The 21,302-nt window shown below is 38.2% G+C and carries 22 protein-coding genes and 2 pseudogenes; 6 read left to right on the top strand and 18 right to left on the bottom strand.

Annotated elements, in window-relative coordinates; all coding sequences use genetic code 11:
• Genes G6534_RS12080 through mobQ form a run of 12 tightly spaced genes read right to left on the bottom strand, consistent with a single transcriptional unit; the run spans position 1 to position 10,503 of the window.
• Positions 1-471 (bottom strand): conjugal transfer protein, encoded by a 471-nt coding sequence (locus G6534_RS12080; protein ID WP_182083320.1) that lies wholly within the window; start codon positions 469-471, stop codon positions 1-3.
• Entirely contained in the window at positions 472-840 is a 369-nt protein-coding gene (locus G6534_RS12075; RefSeq protein WP_182083319.1) for a thioredoxin domain-containing protein, read from the bottom strand. It lies immediately after the preceding gene.
• Positions 827-1,444 (bottom strand): SadB/YajI family lipoprotein, encoded by a 618-nt coding sequence (locus G6534_RS12070; protein WP_097037804.1) that lies wholly within the window; start codon positions 1,442-1,444, stop codon positions 827-829. Before G6534_RS12070 ends, G6534_RS12075 begins: the two co-directional genes overlap by 14 nt.
• A gap of 14 nt (positions 1,445-1,458) precedes the next feature.
• A complete protein-coding gene (locus G6534_RS12065; RefSeq protein WP_182083318.1) occupies positions 1,459-2,613 on the bottom strand; it encodes a phage tail tip lysozyme in 1,155 nt (384 codons plus the stop codon).
• Positions 2,614-4,032, bottom strand: a complete 1,419-nt coding sequence (locus G6534_RS12060) for a type VII secretion protein EssB/YukC (RefSeq protein WP_182083317.1) — start codon at positions 4,030-4,032, stop codon at positions 2,614-2,616. It abuts the gene before it with no gap.
• Entirely contained in the window at positions 4,025-6,043 is a 2,019-nt protein-coding gene (locus tag G6534_RS12055; RefSeq protein ID WP_182083316.1) for a VirB4 family type IV secretion system protein, read from the bottom strand. The genes G6534_RS12060 and G6534_RS12055 overlap by 8 nt, the downstream gene beginning before the upstream one ends.
• A gap of 11 nt (positions 6,044-6,054) precedes the next feature.
• Positions 6,055-6,714 carry a TrsD/TraD family conjugative transfer protein gene (gene trsD, locus G6534_RS12050; protein WP_182083315.1) on the bottom strand — a complete coding sequence of 220 codons (660 nt, stop codon included), beginning with the start codon at positions 6,712-6,714 and terminating at the stop codon, positions 6,055-6,057.
• On the bottom strand, positions 6,683-7,045 hold the full coding sequence (locus G6534_RS12045) for a hypothetical protein (RefSeq protein WP_034528460.1): 363 nt from the start codon (positions 7,043-7,045) through the stop codon (positions 6,683-6,685). The genes trsD and G6534_RS12045 overlap by 32 nt, the downstream gene beginning before the upstream one ends.
• A gap of 20 nt (positions 7,046-7,065) precedes the next feature.
• Positions 7,066-7,401, bottom strand: coding sequence for a CagC family type IV secretion system protein (locus tag G6534_RS12040; protein WP_182083314.1), 336 nt, complete (start codon positions 7,399-7,401; stop codon positions 7,066-7,068).
• Between the two features lies 1 nt (position 7,402).
• Positions 7,403-8,017, bottom strand: coding sequence for a hypothetical protein (locus tag G6534_RS12035; RefSeq protein ID WP_182083313.1), 615 nt, complete (start codon positions 8,015-8,017; stop codon positions 7,403-7,405).
• Positions 8,018-8,052: 35 nt separating this feature from the next.
• Entirely contained in the window at positions 8,053-8,391 is a 339-nt protein-coding gene (locus G6534_RS12030) for a hypothetical protein (RefSeq protein ID WP_420826959.1), read from the bottom strand.
• Positions 8,392-8,442: 51 nt separating this feature from the next.
• A complete protein-coding gene (gene mobQ / locus G6534_RS12025; RefSeq protein ID WP_182083312.1) occupies positions 8,443-10,503 on the bottom strand; it encodes a MobQ family relaxase in 2,061 nt (686 codons plus the stop codon).
• Between the two features lie 269 nt (positions 10,504-10,772).
• On the opposite strand from mobQ, the gene G6534_RS12020 reads away from it, so the two are divergent.
• Positions 10,773-10,982: a hypothetical protein gene (locus tag G6534_RS12020; protein ID WP_057811787.1), complete on the top strand. Its 210-nt coding sequence runs from the start codon at positions 10,773-10,775 to the stop codon at positions 10,980-10,982.
• Between the two features lie 19 nt (positions 10,983-11,001).
• Entirely contained in the window at positions 11,002-11,280 is a 279-nt protein-coding gene (locus G6534_RS12015) for a hypothetical protein (protein ID WP_125678503.1), read from the top strand.
• 117 nt (positions 11,281-11,397) lie between these two features.
• Here the strand turns inward: G6534_RS12015 and G6534_RS12010 are convergent, their stop codons facing one another.
• From G6534_RS12010 to G6534_RS12005, 3 genes and pseudogenes are all read right to left on the bottom strand, one after another.
• Positions 11,398-12,150 carry a Fic family protein gene (locus G6534_RS12010; protein WP_182083311.1) on the bottom strand — a complete coding sequence of 251 codons (753 nt, stop codon included), beginning with the start codon at positions 12,148-12,150 and terminating at the stop codon, positions 11,398-11,400.
• Positions 12,151-12,200: 50 nt separating this feature from the next.
• Positions 12,201-12,404 (bottom strand): annotated as a pseudogene (locus G6534_RS12140) (hypothetical protein).
• 155 nt (positions 12,405-12,559) lie between these two features.
• Positions 12,560-13,663 carry a replication initiator protein A gene (locus G6534_RS12005; RefSeq protein WP_182083310.1) on the bottom strand — a complete coding sequence of 368 codons (1,104 nt, stop codon included), beginning with the start codon at positions 13,661-13,663 and terminating at the stop codon, positions 12,560-12,562.
• Between the two features lie 585 nt (positions 13,664-14,248).
• Between G6534_RS12005 and G6534_RS12000 the strand changes: the two genes are divergently transcribed.
• The 3 genes and pseudogenes from G6534_RS12000 to G6534_RS11990 all read left to right on the top strand — a co-directional run.
• Positions 14,249-15,034, top strand: coding sequence for a ParA family protein (locus G6534_RS12000; RefSeq protein ID WP_182083309.1), 786 nt, complete (start codon positions 14,249-14,251; stop codon positions 15,032-15,034).
• A 6-nt stretch (positions 15,035-15,040) separates the two neighbouring features.
• Positions 15,041-15,256 (top strand): hypothetical protein, encoded by a 216-nt coding sequence (locus G6534_RS11995; protein WP_003649837.1) that lies wholly within the window; start codon positions 15,041-15,043, stop codon positions 15,254-15,256.
• Positions 15,257-15,543: 287 nt separating this feature from the next.
• Positions 15,544-16,125 (top strand): annotated as a pseudogene (locus G6534_RS11990) (ISL3-like element IS1165 family transposase); the annotation flags it as partial.
• A 352-nt stretch (positions 16,126-16,477) separates the two neighbouring features.
• On the opposite strand, the gene G6534_RS11985 reads toward G6534_RS11990, so the two are convergent.
• The 3 genes from G6534_RS11985 to G6534_RS11975 all read right to left on the bottom strand — a co-directional run bounded on the left by G6534_RS11985 (position 16,478) and on the right by G6534_RS11975 (position 18,621).
• A complete protein-coding gene (locus G6534_RS11985; protein ID WP_182083308.1) occupies positions 16,478-17,290 on the bottom strand; it encodes a hypothetical protein in 813 nt (270 codons plus the stop codon).
• A 183-nt stretch (positions 17,291-17,473) separates the two neighbouring features.
• The gene (locus G6534_RS11980) at positions 17,474-17,806 is read right to left on the bottom strand and encodes a DUF5388 domain-containing protein (protein ID WP_057814724.1); all 333 of its coding nucleotides are present in this window, start codon (positions 17,804-17,806) and stop codon (positions 17,474-17,476) included.
• A 2-nt stretch (positions 17,807-17,808) separates the two neighbouring features.
• Entirely contained in the window at positions 17,809-18,621 is an 813-nt protein-coding gene (locus tag G6534_RS11975) for a ParA family protein (RefSeq protein WP_025085226.1), read from the bottom strand.
• Positions 18,622-19,237: 616 nt separating this feature from the next.
• On the opposite strand from G6534_RS11975, the gene G6534_RS11970 reads away from it, so the two are divergent.
• Entirely contained in the window at positions 19,238-20,194 is a 957-nt protein-coding gene (locus G6534_RS11970; RefSeq protein WP_182083307.1) for a winged helix-turn-helix domain-containing protein, read from the top strand.
• Positions 20,195-21,302 lie beyond the last annotated feature (1,108 nt).

Genomic DNA, 21,302 nt, shown 5'->3' with positions numbered 1-21,302 from the left:
TTAATCTCCTCCCTTCGCTGACTTTTCTCGATCCACTAATGATTTGAGAATTTCTGCCTTGGTACTCTTGTTAAATGCTGTGGTGAGGTCTTTGGCATTGATACTAAAGTAATGGTCACTTAATTCTTTTAAATTCCCCCAGGTCGCACTCCCGTGAGTTTCAGTATCTGCGGTTTCCCACGCTTTATGTTTACTATTTCGTTTCAAGGCAAAATAAATGGTGTACAGGATCACAGCGATACTGACGACAATTAATACCGGGTTCTTTTGACCCAAATACAAGTTGTAATAGTGCCAGGGGTGTAAGACTAACTGCTTTAACACCGTTGGCATATGATCCGCAAAAGTCAACTTATAGAGCGACAAGGCCATGACTGATCCGGCTAAAATCTCCGCTAAATACAAGCCAATGATTAGCGTTAGTAGATACGGCCAACTGGCTTTAACGCTGTTTAATAATTTGTCTTTCATCTAATCACCTACTATCTGTTTAATTCTTTGTTGGTTGGTGCCGGTGTACCGTTGCTTGCCATGAATCAAGGTTGGCACCGCCGTTAGTTGATATTTTTGAATGTAATGCCGATTCTTCGGTTGATTCATATTAATCAAAATGATGTTGTGACTGATGACGTTATGCCAATAAATCTGGTGGAAAATTGCTTGGCAATCCGGGCAATCATCACGGTAAAAGAACAGAACTTTATCAGAATGCTTAGCCAGCGTCACGATTGATCGCTGCTTTTCTACGTGATTGACATATTGATGACCAGCAAACCCGCTAACGGCTAAAACCACCACGATTACCGCTAGGGCTTTACCAACGCGTTTAATTAAGGTCACTGGCTTTAAAACTACTACCTAAATTTTGTACCGCGGTGATTCGATCCGTGGTGGTATCGAAAGTCACTTGATAAAGTACCGTCGCCTTTTGCCAGTCGTTGTCGCCACTCTTACTTTCGTAACTGACAACGGCCAAGCCTTTCATATTTTGCCCCTGCTTACTTTGCGTATACAGGTTCAGTTGGTTTAACTTAGCTGAAACACTATTGCTATCACCATACGTGCCCTTATTTGAAAAGTATTGCTGATATAGCTTGTCGGAAATCAAGTCTTTCACGCCATCTTTACGCTGGCCGTAGGTCTTGGGCTTAAAGTTGTTCATGACCTTAAAGAACTTGGTGACTACCGTATTAAAGCTAAGTTCAGCCTGACTTTTGTCTTTATTATTTTGGTAGGTCTTATAACTGTCAATTTGGGTGCTCAATAACTGCTTTTGTTGGTTGGTTTTAGTCAATTGCTGGTTAACTTGGCGCTTCTGTTTTTGTAAACGACTGATCTGCTGTTGTGCCTGCTTAACTTGGCTATGTTGATAGGCATTCGTTCCTAATGACATAATTAAGATCAAACTACCAAGCGCAATACTTAATACCACGCTACGCTTCATTTGTTGGTTCCTCCTTACTTCTTGATTGGCCGGGCTAACGTTACATCACCACCATTTAGTAAGCTATAAAAAGCGGTCCCAAAAGTGCTTTCGTTAACTTTGTCACCCGTACCACCTTGCTCAATGATCTTAGTGGCTTTACCTTGCCATTTGCCTAGTAGAATGGCAGTATGGCCGTCATTTCCAGCTCCCACGCCTTGATTAACGATCACAATATCACCGGCTTTCGCGTCAGTTTCACTGATCTGTTTCAAGTATTGATGGCTGCCTTTGGCGTCACTGGCCATCGTGCCGGTAAACCAACCCATGTTGGCCGGTACCTTGTAACCAGCCTTATTCAAGGCTAACCAGACAAAGCCTGAACAATCTGTCCCACCGGTTTTGTTAGGATTCTTTAAATCGCTACCTAAATCGGGGCTAGGGTGGGTTTGAACATAATAGAAGTCGCCCTTCATACTTTCCGCGTTTTTAACAATGCTGCCACCGGAATAGCTCGGGTCACTATCACAACCTAGCTCGGTCAGATCGCCTGAACTTGCATTATCTAACGTATTACCGGCCACGGGATCACTTGCACCCAACACGGAATACCAATGATCGGCATAACCGTATCTTTGGCTTAAATACCATTGTTCCGGGTTCTTACTCATACCCTCATAATCCATTAACCAGGCTTTGGTCGCTTTATGCACGTCCGTATATTTAAAAATCTGCTTGTTTGACGCATAGTAACTACTGTTCAATTCTTGGTCGAGATAGTCCAACTGCACGCCGAGATTCGTCGCTGGTTTGTTTTCTTTGTGGGCTAAGTCTTCCAACTTATCCTTCCGACCACCTAACCACTGGGCTAAGCCCGTGGCCCCGGAACTGGAATTAACGGACTTGGGATCAAGGCGACTTTCTAGTTGTAAGACCCCCAAGATACCGGCGGCCGCTTGTGGGGTGGCACCATACTTTTGTTTCCAGTGGGCATAGATGTTTTTGGCATTTTCTGTCATGCTCTTACTATCTAATTGTGTTTCTGTAGTGGTTGAGTTATCACAACTGTTTTCTTGCAATTGACCAGTAAGCGCGGCAATTAGCAAGATGATTAGCAGAAGGGCGCCACCCACAATATAAGCAATCAATTTCCACTTCTTTTTCTTATATTCAAATGACAATACCTGCATTTAATCACCCACTTTGTGCTTGGCCTGATCGACTTGTTTTTGCGCTGCTGATTGGTCACTCTGCGCGTTCTTTAAGTCCGACTTAGCCGAATCCACCTTCTTGTCTTTGTCCTTATCTTTACTGCCATCAATCTTGTTGGCGTCATCTAACTTCTTTTGGGCATCGCTAACTTCGTTCTTAGCGGCATTGAGACTTAACAAGGCTTTTAAATACTTAGCTTTAGGACTGTTCACGCCGGCTAACTTGGTTTGGACAGTCTGGGCGTCTTGCGTATCATTATGGGCGAGGAAAGCTTGCCCTATTCTCAATAACACATCAGCGTTCGTCGTAAAGGATAATTGGTTATTAAGCGTATTGGTATCATAATTAACAATCGCTTTTTCAAGCTTCAACTGGTCTTTTTGTTTGCTCGTTGCCTGAGTTGGTAACTGCCAATCGGCCACTTGACTGCTATCTTGGTTGGCATAAGCCGCATTAACAACCTTGTTCAACTGACTTGGGTCAACGTTTAAGGCTTGCTGGTACTGACGATGTTTTAAAAAGACACTGACTTGCTTAGCTGAAGGATAGCCGGCCCGTTGCATATCTTTTTGCGCTTCTGACCACTTGTGATCATTTAAAGCGGTTTGAATTTGACCGCTATATTTTAATCGCATGACCTGGGCTTGGTTCTGGTTAGCCAAGCTTTGATATTGCCGTTCGTCACTTTTATGGACTAAGCCGACGGCCAAAACGGCCACAATCGCCACCCCGGCCATACTCAACCATAAACGTTGTTTGGTTTTCTGCTGGGCCGTTTCAACTTCCTGCCATTCGTGATAGCTCACAAAATCCTCAATGCCGTTAACCACTTCCGTTAACTCATTTAACGACGTAGCTTTAGCCACTTGTTGTAAATAGTCATCTGGGTGTTTGGCCAAGGCTTCTTGGGGATCGCTTAGTAGCCGTTCATAGGGCGTCCCCGTCAAGCAAAACAGAATCAGTGCTTTGTATTTGGCTAAATTGCTATGTTTATCATCATAAGGCATGAGTTCATTGGCCCGGTAGGCGTACCAAACATGTTGCATGGGGTAATACCACAGGTTAGCTGGGTTCAACGCAACGTGATACTGGCTATCGTTAACCACATTTTGCACCATGATTTCCTTGGCAATTGCTGACCGGATTGCTTTATTTTCATGTGGTAATTCCTTTAATGATCTGACCTTATCCGGCAAGGTATAAGTTAAAACAACCTTCTGGTCTTGCTCAACCACGTTAACTAACTGCAAGAACTTGGAATCATTTTGTTTTAATTCGTTTAGCTCACTCAACTGGTCATATCGAAACTGATTGTGATTGAGTTCGAGAATTAACTTGTTTCCCTGTCGCTTGAAGGTGCCAACCTCGATATTCAATAACTGGTTTGGTTTACTCATTTAAAGTCCCTCCTTCCTCCTCGGAGGTAGTTAAAGCGTCAATCTCACTAGGTGTTAAGGCCACGCGCTTTTGATAGTCCGGTTGCCCGGCTGTCTCACGGTTGTATTTTTCTTGGTAAGCTTCTGGGTCGATTAGTCGTAGTTCTTCTTCGGTCAACTCGACACGCATAAAGGCGCGTTGGCTACCATAGATCATCAGGGCTTCGCCTTGTCTACGACGTTCTAGTAGCTTCTTTTCTTTATCCGAGAACGTCATACGCAATTTGGTAATCACATCATCAACGCCTTTACCGTCAAGACCAAAGAACACTTTGGTGTAGGAGTTACCAATAATTGCTTCCCCAATATTTTGCCCTGTATCAGTTGTTCCCTCAATCACATCTTGGATTTGCTGCGTTCCGGCAATCGCCCCGGCATTGTATTTTCTGAACCGTTTGTAGGCTTGATGGAAAAAGGTGGCAGCCGCTTTGTGTAAGGTTAAAAAGTGAAATTCATCAACAAACAATTTCTTGCGGCTATGCCGATCTTTGGTGATTTCGTCCCACAAATACTGGAAGGTATTCAGATAAGCCGCTGATTGGACTTCCTGTTCACTTTGTAGGGGTTTTAGATCAAAAGAAATGATCTTTCCCTTTAGGTTGACGTTGGTGTGCCCGTCAAATAGGCTGTTAGAACCATGGGTATAGCTGCCTAAGATGTAGTAGAAGTCTTTAACCCGATTAAATTTTTCTGCGTCCTTATCAGCCAGTTTTTCCAACTCGTCATAAACATTGGATAAGGTCGGCCACTGATCGTCTTTAATCTCTTTTAAGCGGCTGTACTTCAAAACACCACTGTTGACGTAGGCCTGTTTAACGACATCATCAAGAATTGCCAGCTCAACTTGGGTAATCCCGGTTTTAAGGACTTCAAAGAATCCCTTTAATCGCTGGATTTTATCTTTAACTAGTAAATCAAGGTTCGTGACCGCCTCATCGGCGCTTAGGATTTCTTCGGAGAAAATTTGGAGCGGGTTAATTTTGTACTTAGCATTCGAGGTTAGGTGCAAGACTGCGCCACCCAGGGCTTCAACAATCTTGGTATATTCGTTTTCTGGGTCAATAATGTAGAGTTGATAGTCTTGAATGGCGTAGCGTAAGATTTTCTGAATCATATAGGTGGTCTTGCCGACCCCCGAGGTGCCGATAATGACTTGATTTTGATTTAGCGTCTTGTTGCGATCCAGCATATCTACGGCAATTAAGCTGTTGGTATCTTTGTTAACCCCTTCAATATCAGATCTAGGCTTCAAGTCCAAAATCTCCGCGTCGTCAAAGGGAAACATGCTGCTGGCGACTTCGGTATTACTTTCTTTATAGGTGTAATCCCCCATGAGGTTCTCGTTAATTGGCATGGTTGACCAGAAAGCTTGAAAGGTTGCTTTAACGGGCACTAAGGACTTCATTTGTAGTTTAATCAACGTATTCTTGACGTTATCGGTTAAGTCATCTAATTCTGCTAAACTGTTAGCCCGCAGATAAACCAACATATGTTGATAGACAAATGTGGTAGAATTATCAAGGTATTTATCTAGTTGCATGTTGGCTGAATCAATATAATTTTGCAGAATCTTCTTTTTATACGGGTCGAACGTATTTAACTTCTGCGCTTCCTTATTTTGAATCGTCTTCTTGTAATAGGTAATCATTGAATTGTTACTGGCGCTGTCGATATATTGCACAATATCGATAACGCCTTTTTTGCGCTTCAATTCTGACAACCAGTTGCCATACACCCGCTTGGGATAGTCAGCAATCGCTAACACCCGAATAAAATTCTCGCCCGACTGGACGTAGGTGGGGTACTGTTCCCAGCTAAACGGGAATAGTGAATGCAAGCTATCGCGATCAATCAGCTTGGTAAAATCCTCAACCTCCGGTTTGGGCTTACTACCCGTTTGGTCGCTGTTACCTTGGTTATGCTCTTTTTTAGTTGGCATAAATAAATCAATGACCTTATCACCAAAACTCATACTATTACCCCCTATCCATTAAAATTGATCAAGTTCTTTAAAATCTCTTGGACTTCTTGACTGGTCAAAACTTTGGCCGTCACATCAAAATCCGTTAACGCATTTTCAATGTCTCGTTTAACCTGTTCGATCTTTTCGTCTAAATGAGTGACCGCTAGGTTTAAGCTTTTAACGCTCTTGTCTTTAATCGGTACCTTAACGATTAGCAGATGTTGTTTAGTGGTCATGTTTTTGGATTCCTGGACTTTAGTAAAGTGATCCAAGTAACTGGCTATGAGCTGGATTTTGAACTGTTGCGCCGGGTGGCCTTTTTGTAAGGCGAGATACCGGCGTTTGAGACCGTTAAGATAAGCCGTCATATTGACGGGAATCGTCGGCTCTAAGAACTGTAACGTATCATCAACGCCTTCACCCAAGGTACTCATCAGAAACGCACCATAGTCTTCAAAAACGTCCTGTTGTTCGGTTTCATTAAGTAAATCAAGGTTGATCCCGCTAACTTCCAAAATGCCAACGAGATTACCTGTTTTGGTAACTTCGTAGTTACCATACATACCCACCACCAAGCTCATGTCATCAATGGTCTCTTTGCCACCATTGATTTTAGGCGGTTGGTAATCCCAATCGAGCTTGGCTGTTTTATTGGCGGTTTTGCTCTTTTTCAAACGCATTTAGTTCACCTCGCTTCTTCGGTTTTAAATAAAACAGTTTCTGACCATTGGCATAGCGGCGTTTCAACTTAAAGTTATCCCGTACTTTAATATTCTTCCGCGCCGAAACTGGACGAATTGTTAAAATAGCCATGACAATCGTCATGGCTAAGACAACAATCACTATTTTTATCAGGACTAAGATCAGACTATAGGGTGGGATCGCAATAAAAATTAAGCCCACTAGTCCTGCCAGCGCCGCATAGCCAAAATCCTTCAAGGTGTAGTCTTTCCAGATCCCGTAATCTTTATCTACGTTCTCTGGGAAAATAAATTCTTTTCCTTTCTTCATTTGGCAGGCTCCTTTTTAAATTAAGTGAATAGGCTGTAAACCCAAGGTAATAGCCAGATAATCGCTGCCGCTAGGGCCACTAAACCAGCCACCCGACCAACCGCGTGATAAACCTCTGATTTCTCTCGCGGATCGTCTGCGTCAGGCATTCTTTTGATAATAATAAATAGCGCCACACAAATCCCGACTAAAACGACCAACCCAGTTAAAATACCTTGAATCGTCTTACCAGCGCTGGTTAGCTTGCTTTTAACTTCGCCACCGTCCGCCGCCAAAACAACCTGGGCGTTCATCAAGCCCAAATAGATTGCAGTAGCTCCAGTAGTTACTAACGTTTTTACTTTGCTGAACTTCATGTTATTCCTCCTTCCTATCGTCTTCTGATGTTCGTAATTGAATTTGTTCTGCCTGCGTTTCTTCTGGCTCACGCTGATAGAACTTGTTCATTTGTTCCTCGGCAATTTGCTGGCTTGGTAATGGATCGGTGGCTAATTTGACGCGGCCGTTTTCACTCGTGGCTAAGTAATACTCTTTTTCTGACTGGCCTAATTCTTGGGTCTCTAAGACATGCAAATTATGTTCGTAACGGTCTAAGGCGTTATCAACTTCTAAGCCATAGAAACCTAAGAAGCCTTCCAGGAAACTCTCACCAAAAAAGGTCATTTCATTTTTGATCTGCTTATATTGATGAGTCGGTTTATCACTTACCAATTTTTCGGCCTTTTTAGCATTTTGACTGTCTTGGTGGCGATTAAACCAACCACTAAGCTTTAACGGCTCAGTCTTCAACTGGCGTTTAACGGTCTTCTTAATCATTGCTTGCCGAACTTCATCGATTGGCTGACCATCTTGATCTAAAATTGCTTGTAGCTGTTTTTGATCGGTTAATTTTTGATCATCATCGACTATAATCGCCTTTTGATCATCATGAACTAACTTGCCATTAATGCCTTGCCAGCTTTCTACTTTCATTGGATCACCTCCTCAAAAAAAGCGCGTTAGGGTCGCTAAACAACTAGCTTTCCCCTAACCCGCCCGGTAAAATGGATTGTTAGGAGGGTGACACCTAGAAGTTGCGGTTCTAGGTGCTGATCCCCGTTAGCAACTCTACTGCTGACGAGGACGCCCTCTTTTTTTATGTGATTTTTAACCCACTCTATCCCTTCATCAGATATTAATTTATTGGTACCTGAACCAAGCAAAAATTGATCAGGAAACTCCGGATGTCGTTTGATCCAGTTGCTGACATAATTTCGGCCACGCCCCAGCTTGTGATTAGCTTGCGTTACGCTGTACCATTCCTGATTGCCTGTCACATGTAAGTTCTCCTTTCTTAATTTAGTCATAATTTAACATCAAAAGGTGTAACTTACACCATTTATTTTTTTACATTTAGGTTACAAGTGCCTGCCCCCATCTTCATGCCGGTTTCGAGTTTGATGTTGCCGTTGCTTTTTCGTCATTGCCCACTCGGTCTCTTTTAAGCCACGTAGTTGCTGCTTTCTTAGATAGTCCGTATTTTTCGCATATAAAATGGTCATTAAGGCTTCGTCCAAAATATTCATCAGGTAATTTTTCGGGCTAGTTGGCTGGTAATTAATGGCCTGATAGTCCTTAACTTGAGCTTGCTTATATTGATCAAATCGCATTGCCTGTTGTTTCAAACGAGTTTGTACCATTTCAATTTGTTGGTGATCCAACTTAGGATCTTGGCCACATTCGCCAATAAACAGTTGCCGGGTGCCATCATGTTTTAAGACCCGTTGCAGTCGATGATCCTGAATATCTTTTAATTCCATTTTACCTAACAGGTAATTCAAACCAGCTTGGTGTTGCTGACTAGTAAAGACTACCGGTGGCTGCTGTTGCAATTGACTAAAATCATTGGCGCTTAATGGCTTTAATTCTGGGTCATAGTAAACCACAGCGGTATAGATTTGCTCCTTGTCAATCGTCTCTAGCTTATCGAGGTCACTGTCCGGAAAAGCAGTCGTTAGAATGCTGTCGTATTGGGTTTGCACCACGGCTTTAACTTCCCGAATGACCCGTAAATCTTTGACCGCTTTAGAAATGAATTCGAGTTCGCTTGGTTGATAAGCGGCTAGTATGCCCCGATCAGTATGCTTCAAATCGTCTAACTGGTGACCATGTTTGGCTAGTACCGTGGTTAATTGCTTCTGAATTGTTTGGGCCTGCTGATTAACTAACTGCCAGCTGGTATATGGCCGCTTGGTAAACGTCAATAATTGCTGGGTTAATAAGTCACTTCGAATATCCGCTAACCGTTCTGCCAATTTGCTACCCTTAAAAATCGTTTGTTCACTATTAGTTTCTTTAATCAGTTCCCGTCGTTCAGCTGCGGTTGTCTGTTCAAAATTAAGTTCCGGATAAAGCTTTTTCGTTGCTCGTTCCACCACTTTATTTAACAACTGGTTAGCTTGTGCTAGTGATGTCGTTTGCTGGTCAATAGTCAGCAGTTGTTTGGTTACATCTTCACCAACCGCGTGTTTGATTAATAAGCTGTTCTTCCAATTAAATAGCATGCGCTGTTTATCATCTAAATGTTCTAAATCGACATAGGCTTTCAATTGCTGACTTAGATGACTAATTGTGTGTTTTTCAGAGAACGATAGCTCGTCAGTTAACGCGTCAAAATGTTCATGATTTCTTATCTTTTCGTCAAGATTATGATATTTAGCTTGAGCGTTTCTTTGCGCTCTAACTTGTTGATTAAATGCTTTTCGATTTTTTCTTTGGCTGTTAATGCCTTCGTGTTGGGTAGGTGTCTCTTGAATCCCTTGATCGACAAACGATTTTTCACTAATCCGATCCGGAATATTTTTTTGTGCTAAGAACTGATTAACACTCAACGCCCAATTTTTTCGCCACTCATTAATTTTTTCCTTTTTATCCCAATCAACCAACCAAATTTTTCTTTGTTTTGGAAACCCGCTTTTGGTTAAAAGTTGCTTGCCATTTTCATCTTTAATGTACTGCGTCTTTGCTTTTAATCCCCAACTACCATCGGGGTTAAATGGGCGATTGGTTAACATCACATGTGCGTGCGGATTGTCTGAGTGATCGCGATGAATTGCTACGTCAGCTACCATACCTTGATCGACAAAATTTTCTTGCACATATTTTGTCAGTAATTCTTTCTGTTCGGATTCACTTAATTCTACCGGTAAAGCCACGTTAAATTCTTTTGCATAACGTGAGTTTGATTTACGATCGTTCTTTTCAACTTCATTCCATAATTTTTCTCGATCACTGGCCCATTCTGGTGCATTTTTGGGGGTTAAAATAAAGCTTTCTGGAATTACCGATCGGGCATAGAAATATCGGCGACCTTCTTTATCATCAAATAATTTTTCACCACTCCGATAAGCGGCACTGGCAATGGCACTGCGTCCTTTACCAGCACTAATATTACTAAAACTCATATGAAAAATTGCCATGTGAGTCACCTCTTTACTTTGATTCTATGGGTTTTCTTCTGTTGTCGACATCGGCGACTTCTAATACAGGATTTTGGGGTTAGCACAACATAGAATTCATTCTATGTGTAAGTGCGCATTGACCTCGTTTCACTCGTCCTGCTGATTCCCATAAATTTACTTATAGTGTATGCATTCCGCTTCGCTATTTCAACTTCTATCCTTTGATTTAACGTTCTCTGTATGATATAGTGTCGGTGATTATTTTTAATACGATTGGAGGAATCATTATGTCTCAAAGTAACTTAGAAAAACAAGAAGCTAAATTAAAACAGCTTAATCAAAAGATTAAAGCTGAAAAAAATAAAATTGAACAAAATCTCGGTAAGCAAATCATTAGATCAGCCAATTTGGATTATGGGACACTTACTACTCCACAGATTAAAATGATTGCTAAAAAAGTTGCCGCCTTTTTAAATCAATCTCAAAATAACCGATAATAGTTAGGTGGTAATGACTATGCCTAATCAATATGAAAAACTAGTTGAGCAACAAGCGCGTTTAAAACAAAAAATTGAGCGAGAAGATTTTAAATTACGGCAATCTAAATACTACGAAAATCGGCAAGCCCGCAAAGCCCGTTCTCGCCGATTAATTCAAAAAGGGGCTTTGCTAGAAAAATACTTTCAAGCTGATAATCTCTCGGTTGAACAAACCGAAGAGCTTTTAAAAATATTTGCCGATTACGTTAATACCCATAAACCAAATAAACTCAAAAACGATCAACCTAATAACTAGGCCGATCGTTTTTATTTTCAGGATTATTTTTTGGCTTAACTTCTAGATTGTTTTTAGCAAAGTATTTGAGATGGTTTTGGGTTCTTTTACTAATCTCGTCTTCAACTAGTTTAAGTTCTAATTTATCCGTTTTTTTAGTTGCTTGTACATCTGGTTTAATTCATTAGCACTTAATTTTTTGTTTGCTCGAATTTGTAATCCTTGAATACCATTATCATATGTCCACTGTTTAATTTTAGTCATGTCATTAGTCTGATAATAATTGGCAATTAGTTCGTTCCATTGATCCCACTTATCTAACGGCACATTGATTAAGCCTGCACCACCGTCAATCATAATTTTATTAGCACTTAAAGTCGCCGTCCTTTTGTTCCCGTCCCAAAAGATTTGTTGACGCATATTATGATACATGACAGTTAATGCTTTATCAGTAATCGTCGTTCGTGGATCAGCCAAGATTTTTTGTAAAAAGGATTGTTCTTGTTTTTCGTTAATTAAAGGCGGTTCAAAAAAGTCTTCACTACCTAAATTAACTCCTCCTTTCCCTTGACGTAATTCTCCCGGTACTAAGGCGTCTTCCGCTGCCACAATCTTGTTGATTTGTTTTTCCATGGTTAACGTTAAAGGGGAATTTTGAGCAGTGATATATTGCCACCCACGCTTTAAATTAACAATCGTCAAAACATCTTCAACAGGTACTCCTGCTACGCTCATACCGTCCATAATAGTTTGTGTTTGTGGCAAAGTGGTATTAACGCCTTCAAAACGAGCATTAGTATGCACTAACTTGGTAAAGTTTGCTCGGGCAAACCGTTGGTTTTCTGCAGCTGTGAATTTATACTTGTCCATATATGTTCGAGTTTTAGCCATATTTTGTGCCTCCTTTCTATTTCAGTCACTGATTATTTGACCTGTCCATGTTAAATCACAAAATGCTTTTCGTTGATAATTTGCTCTTGACGCTTATCTAAGAGGTAAGTGTGTAACGCGTCAAACAGCTTGCGTTTATCAGGATCTGGATTATGGTTATGGGCTGCTTGCTCTCAAATGTCTTGAATATCGACTGCCCATGGGTCAGCCAACAATTGATCAATTGTTTCGACTTCTTTGCTGGATTTGGTCATTTAAAAAGCTCCTTTCACATTCCCTTAGTTCAATCATCGCCAATTTAGCCACTAAAAGCGCCTATTTTTGCTTCTAAGCAATTTTAAAGCGGCTTTAATTAATTTATGCATGTAGCACTTAAAACGGTTTAAAAGGGCTAATATGGCGTTTAATTTCAAGAACGCTCGTTATCAATATTTTGTTCTTTAGGGTGTTTGGCCGCATATTCTCTAGCTGCTTGTTGGTTCCACCAAACACCAAATAGGTTTTGCATGGTGCCGTACAGGTAGTTCTCAACATTCTTGATATGTTTCTCATCGCTTCTTAGGGCATTAAAATAGCGTCTTAATGTTTTGGTCATCATTTTTTTTAAATCAGGGTCATCTAATAGAATCCATACGCCTAAATCCTTATGTTCTTTTTCAACAGCATATTTGGCGTTTAAGATAATGCCAATAAAGCGCCGCATTTGTTGCGGAGTTCGGCACCAGAAGCTAAGTAATTGCACGGCTTCTGGTTCTAAGAAAACCGGTAAGCCACTGTCTTCATCAGTTAAGAAGTCATTAGCATGGTTCACCAAATCCTGGTTTTGCTTTTGAATTTCTGCTTGTGAGAAATTGGCTGTGGAAAAGTCCAACTTTTGAGTATCTATATTGTATCTATTAGTATCTATGTTTTTAGAGTCTTTATATAGATTAACTGCATTTTTTGCACTTCCACTTGTAGCAAGGGTTTGAGGGCTTTTTTCAACGGTCTCTTGCGGAACTGCATTTTTTGCAGTTCCGCTTGTAGCAAGGGTTTCAACGGTCTCTTGCGGAACTGCATTTTTTGCAGTTCCGCTTGTAGCAAGGGTTTCAGGCTTTTTTTGCCCATATTCGCCCCTTAAATAAACATCAGTAGCTTTTACATCGAGTTTAGAAAGGTATAGACGATTCGGTTCATTCTTTTTAGTCTTTGGGTTAAATCCCATTTGCTTTTGTAAGAGTAGGCCAGTTGATTTAAGTTCAGCTTTTATTTTAATAACTTTATGTTCTGAGCAGTTAAACAGATTAATTAATTCTTGATTGGTAAAAATAAAGTAGACGTGATCTTCTTCATCAACCCAATGATTACGCAAAGAGTACTCTAGCCGGTCCTTCAGTACCATATAAGCCAATTTAGCATCACTGCTTAAATGATTGTATTGCTCGCCATACATTAATACCTTAGGAAACTGGAAAAATAAGGCTCCATATACATTATCTGCTTCATAGTAATTAAAATTTGTTGATTTTGTCATAATAAAAACTCCCTTTCTTGACTGACACACGCTGTCTCAAAAGAGAGTTGCTAAAACATTTGACTTGCTTTAAAATACAAATCTGATATGCTCTAACTGAATTACAAAGCGAACATTGGTTGTGATCGGCTTTGTAGTTTCACCAGCATGTGTCTGTTTGTGAGTTGCCCAGTCGGCAACTTTTTTAATTTTTAAGAACTAAAAATGGACTAAGTAGTTATTACAAGCTACTTAGTCCATTGGTCTTATCTTCGTTTTAATTAGTTTACCTTTGCTTGCCCTTAAGGTTTGCTTGCGGTATAATTAGTACGTAAACAAGATTACAATTTTTTCAAGCAATTTTAACTTGGCGGTGAAAATTGCTTGGACTAGGTAGCTGCAAGATAGCTACTTGTCAATACTGCAAAAATCCCAATCCCGAGTGGATTGGGATTTTTTGTTTATGAACAAAGCATATCATTCTGCAAAGGTTAAGTAAATAGTTTTATGGATATGATTTATGATTAATCATAAATCATAAATCACATAAAATTTGTGATTAATCATAAATCATGGTAAAATATTTATGTAAAGGTAGGTGCTACTATGAATGGGAAAACACTATTAAACTTCAACTTTAAAGGTGGCGTTGGTAAGACCACCTTGACTGTAATGGAAACCTATTTATTGGGTCAAGAGGGGAAAAAAGTACTACTTATAGATTTCGATCCCCAGGGAAATGCAACTGAAATTATGAAGGAGACTTATAAAGCCGATTTAAAGCCGGAACTTTCATTATATGAGGGCCTTCTTGGAGGGAATTTGTCTAAATCTATTGTGTCTGTTACAAACCAAATTGATATGATTCCTACAGATTGGACATTGTCTTTATGGATTGGTGCTGTAGAAAAAGTTAATCGGGTTAAACGTAATATTCTATTACCACAAATGCTTTCAAAGTTAAAACAAAATTACGATTATATTTTTATTGACGTACCACCAACAATAAATGTCTTTACTAATAACGCAATCATGGCTTCAGATTTCATCTCAATTGTCTTACAAACTCAAAAGCAGTCATATACAAGTTCTTTAAAAACAGCTACGCATTTAGGTGAACTACGTGAACAATACAATGGAAGTTTTCAGTTAGTTGGTGTCATATTGTACTTAATGAAGCCACGTGCAAAAGTTGATACTGAAATTTCTGCACAAGCAAAAGACTTTTTTGGCGAAGGGGTCTTTTCAAACTCAATTAGAACTCAAGAACGGGTTAAAACGTTTGCTAATGAAGGAATACGGAATAAAGACCATTGGGATAAAAGAGCAATCCAAATGTACCAAATGGTTCTTAATGAACAAATACTTAGAATTCAACAGTTAGAGGAGTAATTTATCATGGCAGAAGATTTTTTAAACAAAGTTAGTAAAAAGGCATCTGAACAACTTAAAAACCTAAAAAGTCCATACCAATTCGAAACAGAAAGAACTAAAACCGTTCAACTTCGCATGAGCACATATAAAGAAGTTAAACGCATCGCTTTTGAGAATGACGAAAAAATTGTTGATGTCTTAGAAAAAATTATTCGTGAAGGCCTTGCCAAACGTAAATAAGATTGAGCTTAACTTATGTATTACTGATTGTGTGATTTATGATAAAAGATTAATCTTTTATCATAAATCACACAATCAATAAACTTCACTGTACAAGGTATATTTAAAATAAATTTGATTTAAACATACGTGGTAGATTGCAAATTTAGGGGTCTAGAATTTTTGGTGTTGGAAAGTATTTCGATTCCAAAAGTACTAGGCCCTTTTTGATAACAAAAAAAGGCATCTAAGCCTCCCTAGTGCTATGCTTTAAGCGACAATACTCAAGATAAGCGGGGTAGGAATAGATGTCTCAACTAGATAATACACTTAAATTACTGGGAATTACAGACACAAATATTCAGGTGTTCGGTACTCGTGATGAATTTCATGGTCGGGGCTCGGGTCGCAAAAAGTATTTGGTCATCCAGGCAGAGCTTACCTACACACTCAGGCGCTGTCCCAGCTGTGGATACAATACGTTGCACCCTAACGGACACAAGCTCACTCATGTCCACATTGCAGGACCCATGGACCGGCCCGTAATTCTAGAGCTAAACAAGCAACGCTGGCGTTGTAGTAACCGCCATAGCGCTTGTACGGCCACCACTCCAGTGGTATCAACCAACCACGCCATCGGTCACGGACTAGCGACTCATGTGCTGAAGCTAGCCAGTAAATCACTCCCGGCTAAGACTATCGCCAGTCTCACCGGTATTTCGACAAACTCAGTTCAGCGTATTTTGACGGCTAATATTCATCCACACGCGAGCCGCCGGTTACCGATTAATCTATGCTTTGATGAATTCCGTTCCACGCACGGCTCCATGTCGTTTATTTACATTGACGCCGACACTCACAAATCAGTTAAAGTACTTAGCGACCGCTTAAAATACTCGACTGGTAAACACCGTATCAGGTTATGCTGACAAATTTGTCCAAAAATTCGGATTAAATTTGCAATCTACCTTATTCAATTCAAGATATTGTTTCCAAACAGGCAAAAAAGCTAGATAACAATTATGATGTTATCCAATTTGTCTATAAAGATGGTAAAAAATTTATTCCCGTTGCTAGTTCACAAAAAAATAAATTTCTCATTAAACCGGTAAAGCTAAAAAATCAAACAAATTCATAACTGAATATACGTAAAAAGAACAGCATTTATTAAGAGATTTAGGTATTTTTTACATACCTCGAATATCCCTTAAAAATGCTGTTCTTTTTCATAACTAAAATTTTTTACATAAATGGATCTTGACTTCCCATATAGTACCCTTCGTCAAAACCAGCATCATAATCTGAATTGCCTAACTCAGATCCACCGCTATTATGAGGATGGTTCTTATTTTGCCGATGAATAATAAACCAGATAACCAATCCAACGATTATCCCTAATACAAGCAAAACCCCATTAACAATATTTTTAATATCATAATAGCTTTTCGAGTATATGAACTCTTTATTATCAGCAACCTTTTTCAACTTTGGTTCTAATCTTTCTGCTAGATCAAATAAAGCTTCCATTCTCTGTGTGGTGGTTCCATCAGTTAAATTATTTATTCCAATCTTTATCTTACAAAACATTAGGTCCGTAATATATGAACTTGATTGATCACTAGGATCAAAATAAACCCGGTTATTCTTTAAATCGTAGACCAAATAATTGTTTTTCCAATCTGGTATACCATTTTCATCCGAATCAATATCGTAATAATGATTATGTCCATATAAAACTTCACCAGTTTTATTAACTATATCTTCTGGTATTCCTTTAGTTTTAGGATCATTATCAGTTAAATAATTAAAGCGTCTTATACTATCATTATCACTCAATACTAAAATATATAATCTTTGCGGATTAGGCCCCGTTTCAATTTGACCATTGATATCTTTCAGTTTTTCATACTGTTGATTAGTAACTACTTCTTGATCTTCATATATATAATCCCCGACATTAGGACCACCTAGTCCTGCAGCTTGTATAACAGTTACTGAACTGGCACATCCTAGCAAAACCGCTATCCCCAAAAGAAAAGCCTTAATTTTCAACATAATTATCCCCCGAATCACTGTCTAACTGTCTAATTAAGACTTTAGCACTGTCATTCAACTAGTAAAGACAAAAAAAAGGGCCATTCCAAAGACGTTACTGAGTAACGTCTTTTTTTATATGTTGAAGGTTTAAGTTGTCTTTCAACAAAGTGTTAAATGTTAAATATATAATGTTATTAACATTTAGTTCTTCATATTATCTTTTTCTTCCAAAATTTCAAACATCCTATCAAATCTACTCTTATCACTTTCCGGCAATCTGTCTATTTCATTCTCAACCAACTGTTTGACTAATTCTTTTTGAGATTTCGCCATACCCAGGTTCAACAGAGCCGATATTTTGTTTCTAATATGATTATCCACTCGAACATTTACTGGGAAAGTAACACCAGAGTCTGGCATGTCAACGACATCTTTTCTCTTTACTTGGTTCTCAACGACAACCTTGGTGCCACGCTCAAGCGTAGATTTCTTTGGTTTTGAAATTTTTTTGTCATCGTGTTTCAGCATCCCCATGACTATTCACCTAACCTTTCGATTATTTCTTTAGCCACACCCGTAAATGCTGCATGTACCTTTTTGTCCCAAACGTCTTTTTTATTATCGGTAATACCGGTCATATCCATACGTTTGATTCTTTCCATGATCATAATTTTATGCTGGAAAATATTATCTTTACCAAATTCAGATTCGGCTGAATTTAAAATTTCTTCATCAACTGCCGCATTACGTTTTGACAAAACAGGTAAGATACCCATGACATCAACATCAGAATTAAAATCATCAATCAATGTTTTTTGTAGATAATCAATTAACACTTCTGCACCTGACAATGATCTTTCTTGTGTTTGTAAAACGACGATGATCTGATCACAAGCATTAAATGCAGTGTCATTTGGCAACGAAATTGTTGGCGGAACATCAATAAAAATAAAGTCATAATCTTTCTTCAAAGATTCAATCTTATTTTTAAAGAAATCTACTTTATCCTGCTCAGTTTTAATATTCTTATCCAAGTATCGGTTATACATACTGAAGTCCACTGCGTTAGGAATCAATGATAAATTCTCATCGATTGAAATTGCAATATCCTTCAAGTCAAGATCATCATTCACAGCTGTCATAAGTGAAGTTTCAATTGTAATGATTTCATCATTTGTTTTGATACTTTTAGTCTTTAAAAATAAAGATGTTAAGTTAGCCTGAGGATCAAAATCAATTGCCAAAACCTTATAACCTAATTTGGCCAGGTTATAACTTGTTAAAGCTGTAGTACTTGTTTTTCCAACGCCACCCTTAAAGTTCAAAAAAGATAATACTTTCGCAGTCATAAAAGCTCCCCCAATAATTTTATACTTCAATATTAACACACCTCTCCATAAGTGTTAATAACACTTATGGTTCAATGTATAAGTAGTGTTAAATGTATTTAACATATAACATTTAACACTTTGTTCTAGGCTAAACTACCGATATTTTTATATAAATATTTTTCAAGAAAGCTATCGTATCAAAGATTCTCTCTGTTAAGCCTTTTACATAATGTTAAATACATTTCACACATAACATTTAACATTATGTTATATATATAATGTTAAATGTGAAATGTTATATGTTAAATGTATGAGTTGTTGATATATCAAGGTTTTTGTTGATTTTATGCTTCACAGAATGTATATTTAAGACAGAAAAAAATAGTCGCACTTTTTAAAAGTACGACTATATATATAAAAGAAAAAAGCGTTGAATCCTTAATTGTTACCAGCGATTAAGGATTCGGCAATGAGTATCCCAAACATACTCACTACTTTTAACGCTCTGCTTTAATTCTTATTATAGATTGTAGGCAGAGATAAATCAATTATTTAATCGTTAAAAGACTGGTGGGGATATTTGCTCATCAGTCTTTTTTCTTTCTATGAAAAAACATGGAAGGATGACAATAATATGTCTAACGATAAAACACTACAAGAAGCGATGAAGAGAGCTAAACAAGATTTTGTTGAACCGAAGGGATACATTGCATTGATTGATTTAGGAGACAAATCTCTTAATGGAAATCCAACTCAAGTTTTCTCAGCTATTTATAATCGACTTGGCTTAAGTGTCCAAAATGGAGAAGACTTCTTCGATCGTAAAGAAAATCGATACTACGTTGTATACACTTATTCCGATTTGGCAGAGTTGATCAATCAATCAACTAAAACTATCTCAAGAATCATGGACAAACTAGTTGAAGCAGGATTAATCTTCAGAAAGAAATGCTTTAACGGAACTTACAAATTATTTCCATCTTTGCCTGATGCTATTAAAGAAAAGTTCTTAGGTCATTCCAAAAAAGACGTTGCAACAGATGCTCCTCAACAAGTAGAAAGCGCTGATACAACACCTGCGGACAAAAAGTCTTCTTCGAACAAGACAAATAGTCTACTTAATTACTTGAACTTCAATCACTTGAAATTATGTTCTAATAATACTAATAATTCTAAAATTAACGAAAATATCGACAATGTCGAAATAGCTGCCGAAGAAAGCACTCTTTTATCATATGGAATGCCTCAAAACCTAATAGACACTTTGGTTAGTCTTTCTTACGGAAGTGCTAAAAAACTGACTAACTATGCTAAATTGATTATGAACGCTAAGAAGAAAGTTTATCGAGATCTGAATTATCGTAAGGAACCTCTAGCAAGAACGGCAACAATGTTTGAAACTAATGAATTTATTAAAGACCGAATCAATCGTGAAGTTTCTAGAATTATTTTGTATGTTGGTAAAAAGTATCATGATCAAGAATCAATGGATAAAGTTATGTTTACATCGTTTAAAAATTTCTTCCAAGAATGCTTTGACTTATTAAAAATGTACGGCTCTATTGAGAATCAGACAAGTCTCGTTTGTTAATTGTCTCCCACAAAGTGTTAAATATATTTAACATATAACATTTAACACTTTGTGGGAAGATGACACAAATCTGAAAACTGATGATTACTTAATGCAAGATAAAATAAAAAGGTCGAAAAGGGAAGATTAGAAAATTTCCTTTTTTAAACACAAAGAAATCAATGTTTAAACTGGTCAAGGGTGTGGATTAGACGACCCTGTTTTGACCACAACTTTTGAGAAAAACGAGTTTATATAAACGACAATAGTTAACGAAATAAAGAGAATTGTCATGAAGACGCTAAAAAGTAAAAAGGCCAGACCGGAGAATAGATCGGCCTACATATTTAGATCTTTCCAAAATTATTTTGATGAAGCATATTATAATCACTACGAATCTATTCAAGATAAGCCGGATAATGAGGACCTGTTGGCTTTTTGGTTAAATACTGTCAAGTTATCAGATATTAAGTTGTTGAATCATACTTCTATTTTATTTATGAGAAGGATAGAGCCTTTATAACTTTATAAAGTTATAAAAATATAATTAAGGGCAAGAGTTGAACTATATTCTTTATAATCTCTACTATGAAAATAGAAGATGTAAACTCTTCTACTTGGTGAATTATGTAAAACAGTAAAATCGATATAATAAAGATTTCTATCATAAAAGATTCTCTCTGTTTCTTATTTTGAAGTTCACTTACTTCTTCTCTTATAATATAAAAACTGGATTTTTTTTGAGTTGGCTATGATAAAATAAGAAAGTTGCCTTACAATCCTGCAACGGATTGGGGGGTGTATCTATTTGTTTAACTCACTTTTTGCCCCACTTGTAGTCGGCTTAGTAACCGCTTGGTTTACCGATTGGCTAAAACGGAAACACCGCAAGTAAAAGTAAAAGGAAAAGGCAATTTAGCCCACTAAAAAACCCTCAACGACTTCCACTCGTTGGGGGTTTTGGTGTATCTATAAGTTACTCACTCTTTGCAAATGCAATTATATCACGCCATGAAGTCATTAATCAATTTGTTGCGCAACTTATAATAAAAAATCTCTTCTTTTCTCAAATAATTCGCCAATATTTAAGCTTGTCGTACCAGTAAATTTGGCTGGATGAGGTTTTCCA

It is taken from the genome of Companilactobacillus pabuli (genome assembly GCF_014058425.1).
Taxonomy (GTDB): domain Bacteria; phylum Bacillota; class Bacilli; order Lactobacillales; family Lactobacillaceae; genus Companilactobacillus; species Companilactobacillus pabuli.
The sequence above is the reverse complement of the archived record's forward strand: the minus strand, read 5'-3'. Positions and strand labels throughout refer to the sequence as shown.

Bases quoted from the DNA above. Each gene is read 5' to 3' on its own strand.
- G6534_RS12045 (WP_034528460.1), bottom strand. From the start codon at position 7,045: ATGAAGAAAGGAAAAGAATTTATTTTCCCAGAGAACGTAGATAAAGAT.
- G6534_RS11970 (WP_182083307.1), top strand. From the start codon at position 19,238: ATGTCTAACGATAAAACACTACAAGAAGCGATGAAGAGAGCTAAACAA.
- G6534_RS12010 (WP_182083311.1), bottom strand. From the start codon at position 12,150: ATGGCTAAAACTCGAACATATATGGACAAGTATAAATTCACAGCTGCA.
- G6534_RS12000 (WP_182083309.1), top strand. From the start codon at position 14,249: ATGAATGGGAAAACACTATTAAACTTCAACTTTAAAGGTGGCGTTGGT.
- G6534_RS12040 (WP_182083314.1), bottom strand. From the start codon at position 7,401: ATGAAGTTCAGCAAAGTAAAAACGTTAGTAACTACTGGAGCTACTGCA.
- G6534_RS12030 (WP_420826959.1), bottom strand. From the start codon at position 8,391: ATGACTAAATTAAGAAAGGAGAACTTACATGTGACAGGCAATCAGGAA.
- mobQ (WP_182083312.1), bottom strand. From the start codon at position 10,503: ATGGCAATTTTTCATATGAGTTTTAGTAATATTAGTGCTGGTAAAGGA.
- G6534_RS12060 (WP_182083317.1), bottom strand. From the start codon at position 4,032: ATGAGTAAACCAAACCAGTTATTGAATATCGAGGTTGGCACCTTCAAG.
- G6534_RS11985 (WP_182083308.1), bottom strand. From the start codon at position 17,290: ATGTTGAAAATTAAGGCTTTTCTTTTGGGGATAGCGGTTTTGCTAGGA.
- G6534_RS11975 (WP_025085226.1), bottom strand. From the start codon at position 18,621: ATGACTGCGAAAGTATTATCTTTTTTGAACTTTAAGGGTGGCGTTGGA.
- G6534_RS11995 (WP_003649837.1), top strand. From the start codon at position 15,041: ATGGCAGAAGATTTTTTAAACAAAGTTAGTAAAAAGGCATCTGAACAA.
- G6534_RS12070 (WP_097037804.1), bottom strand. From the start codon at position 1,444: ATGAAGCGTAGCGTGGTATTAAGTATTGCGCTTGGTAGTTTGATCTTA.
- G6534_RS12015 (WP_125678503.1), top strand. From the start codon at position 11,002: ATGCCTAATCAATATGAAAAACTAGTTGAGCAACAAGCGCGTTTAAAA.
- G6534_RS12080 (WP_182083320.1), bottom strand. From the start codon at position 471: ATGAAAGACAAATTATTAAACAGCGTTAAAGCCAGTTGGCCGTATCTA.
- G6534_RS12055 (WP_182083316.1), bottom strand. From the start codon at position 6,043: ATGAGTTTTGGTGATAAGGTCATTGATTTATTTATGCCAACTAAAAAA.
- G6534_RS12065 (WP_182083318.1), bottom strand. From the start codon at position 2,613: ATGCAGGTATTGTCATTTGAATATAAGAAAAAGAAGTGGAAATTGATT.
- G6534_RS12005 (WP_182083310.1), bottom strand. From the start codon at position 13,663: ATGACAAAATCAACAAATTTTAATTACTATGAAGCAGATAATGTATAT.
- trsD (WP_182083315.1), bottom strand. From the start codon at position 6,714: ATGCGTTTGAAAAAGAGCAAAACCGCCAATAAAACAGCCAAGCTCGAT.
- G6534_RS11980 (WP_057814724.1), bottom strand. From the start codon at position 17,806: ATGGGGATGCTGAAACACGATGACAAAAAAATTTCAAAACCAAAGAAA.
- G6534_RS12035 (WP_182083313.1), bottom strand. From the start codon at position 8,017: ATGAAAGTAGAAAGCTGGCAAGGCATTAATGGCAAGTTAGTTCATGAT.
- G6534_RS12020 (WP_057811787.1), top strand. From the start codon at position 10,773: ATGTCTCAAAGTAACTTAGAAAAACAAGAAGCTAAATTAAAACAGCTT.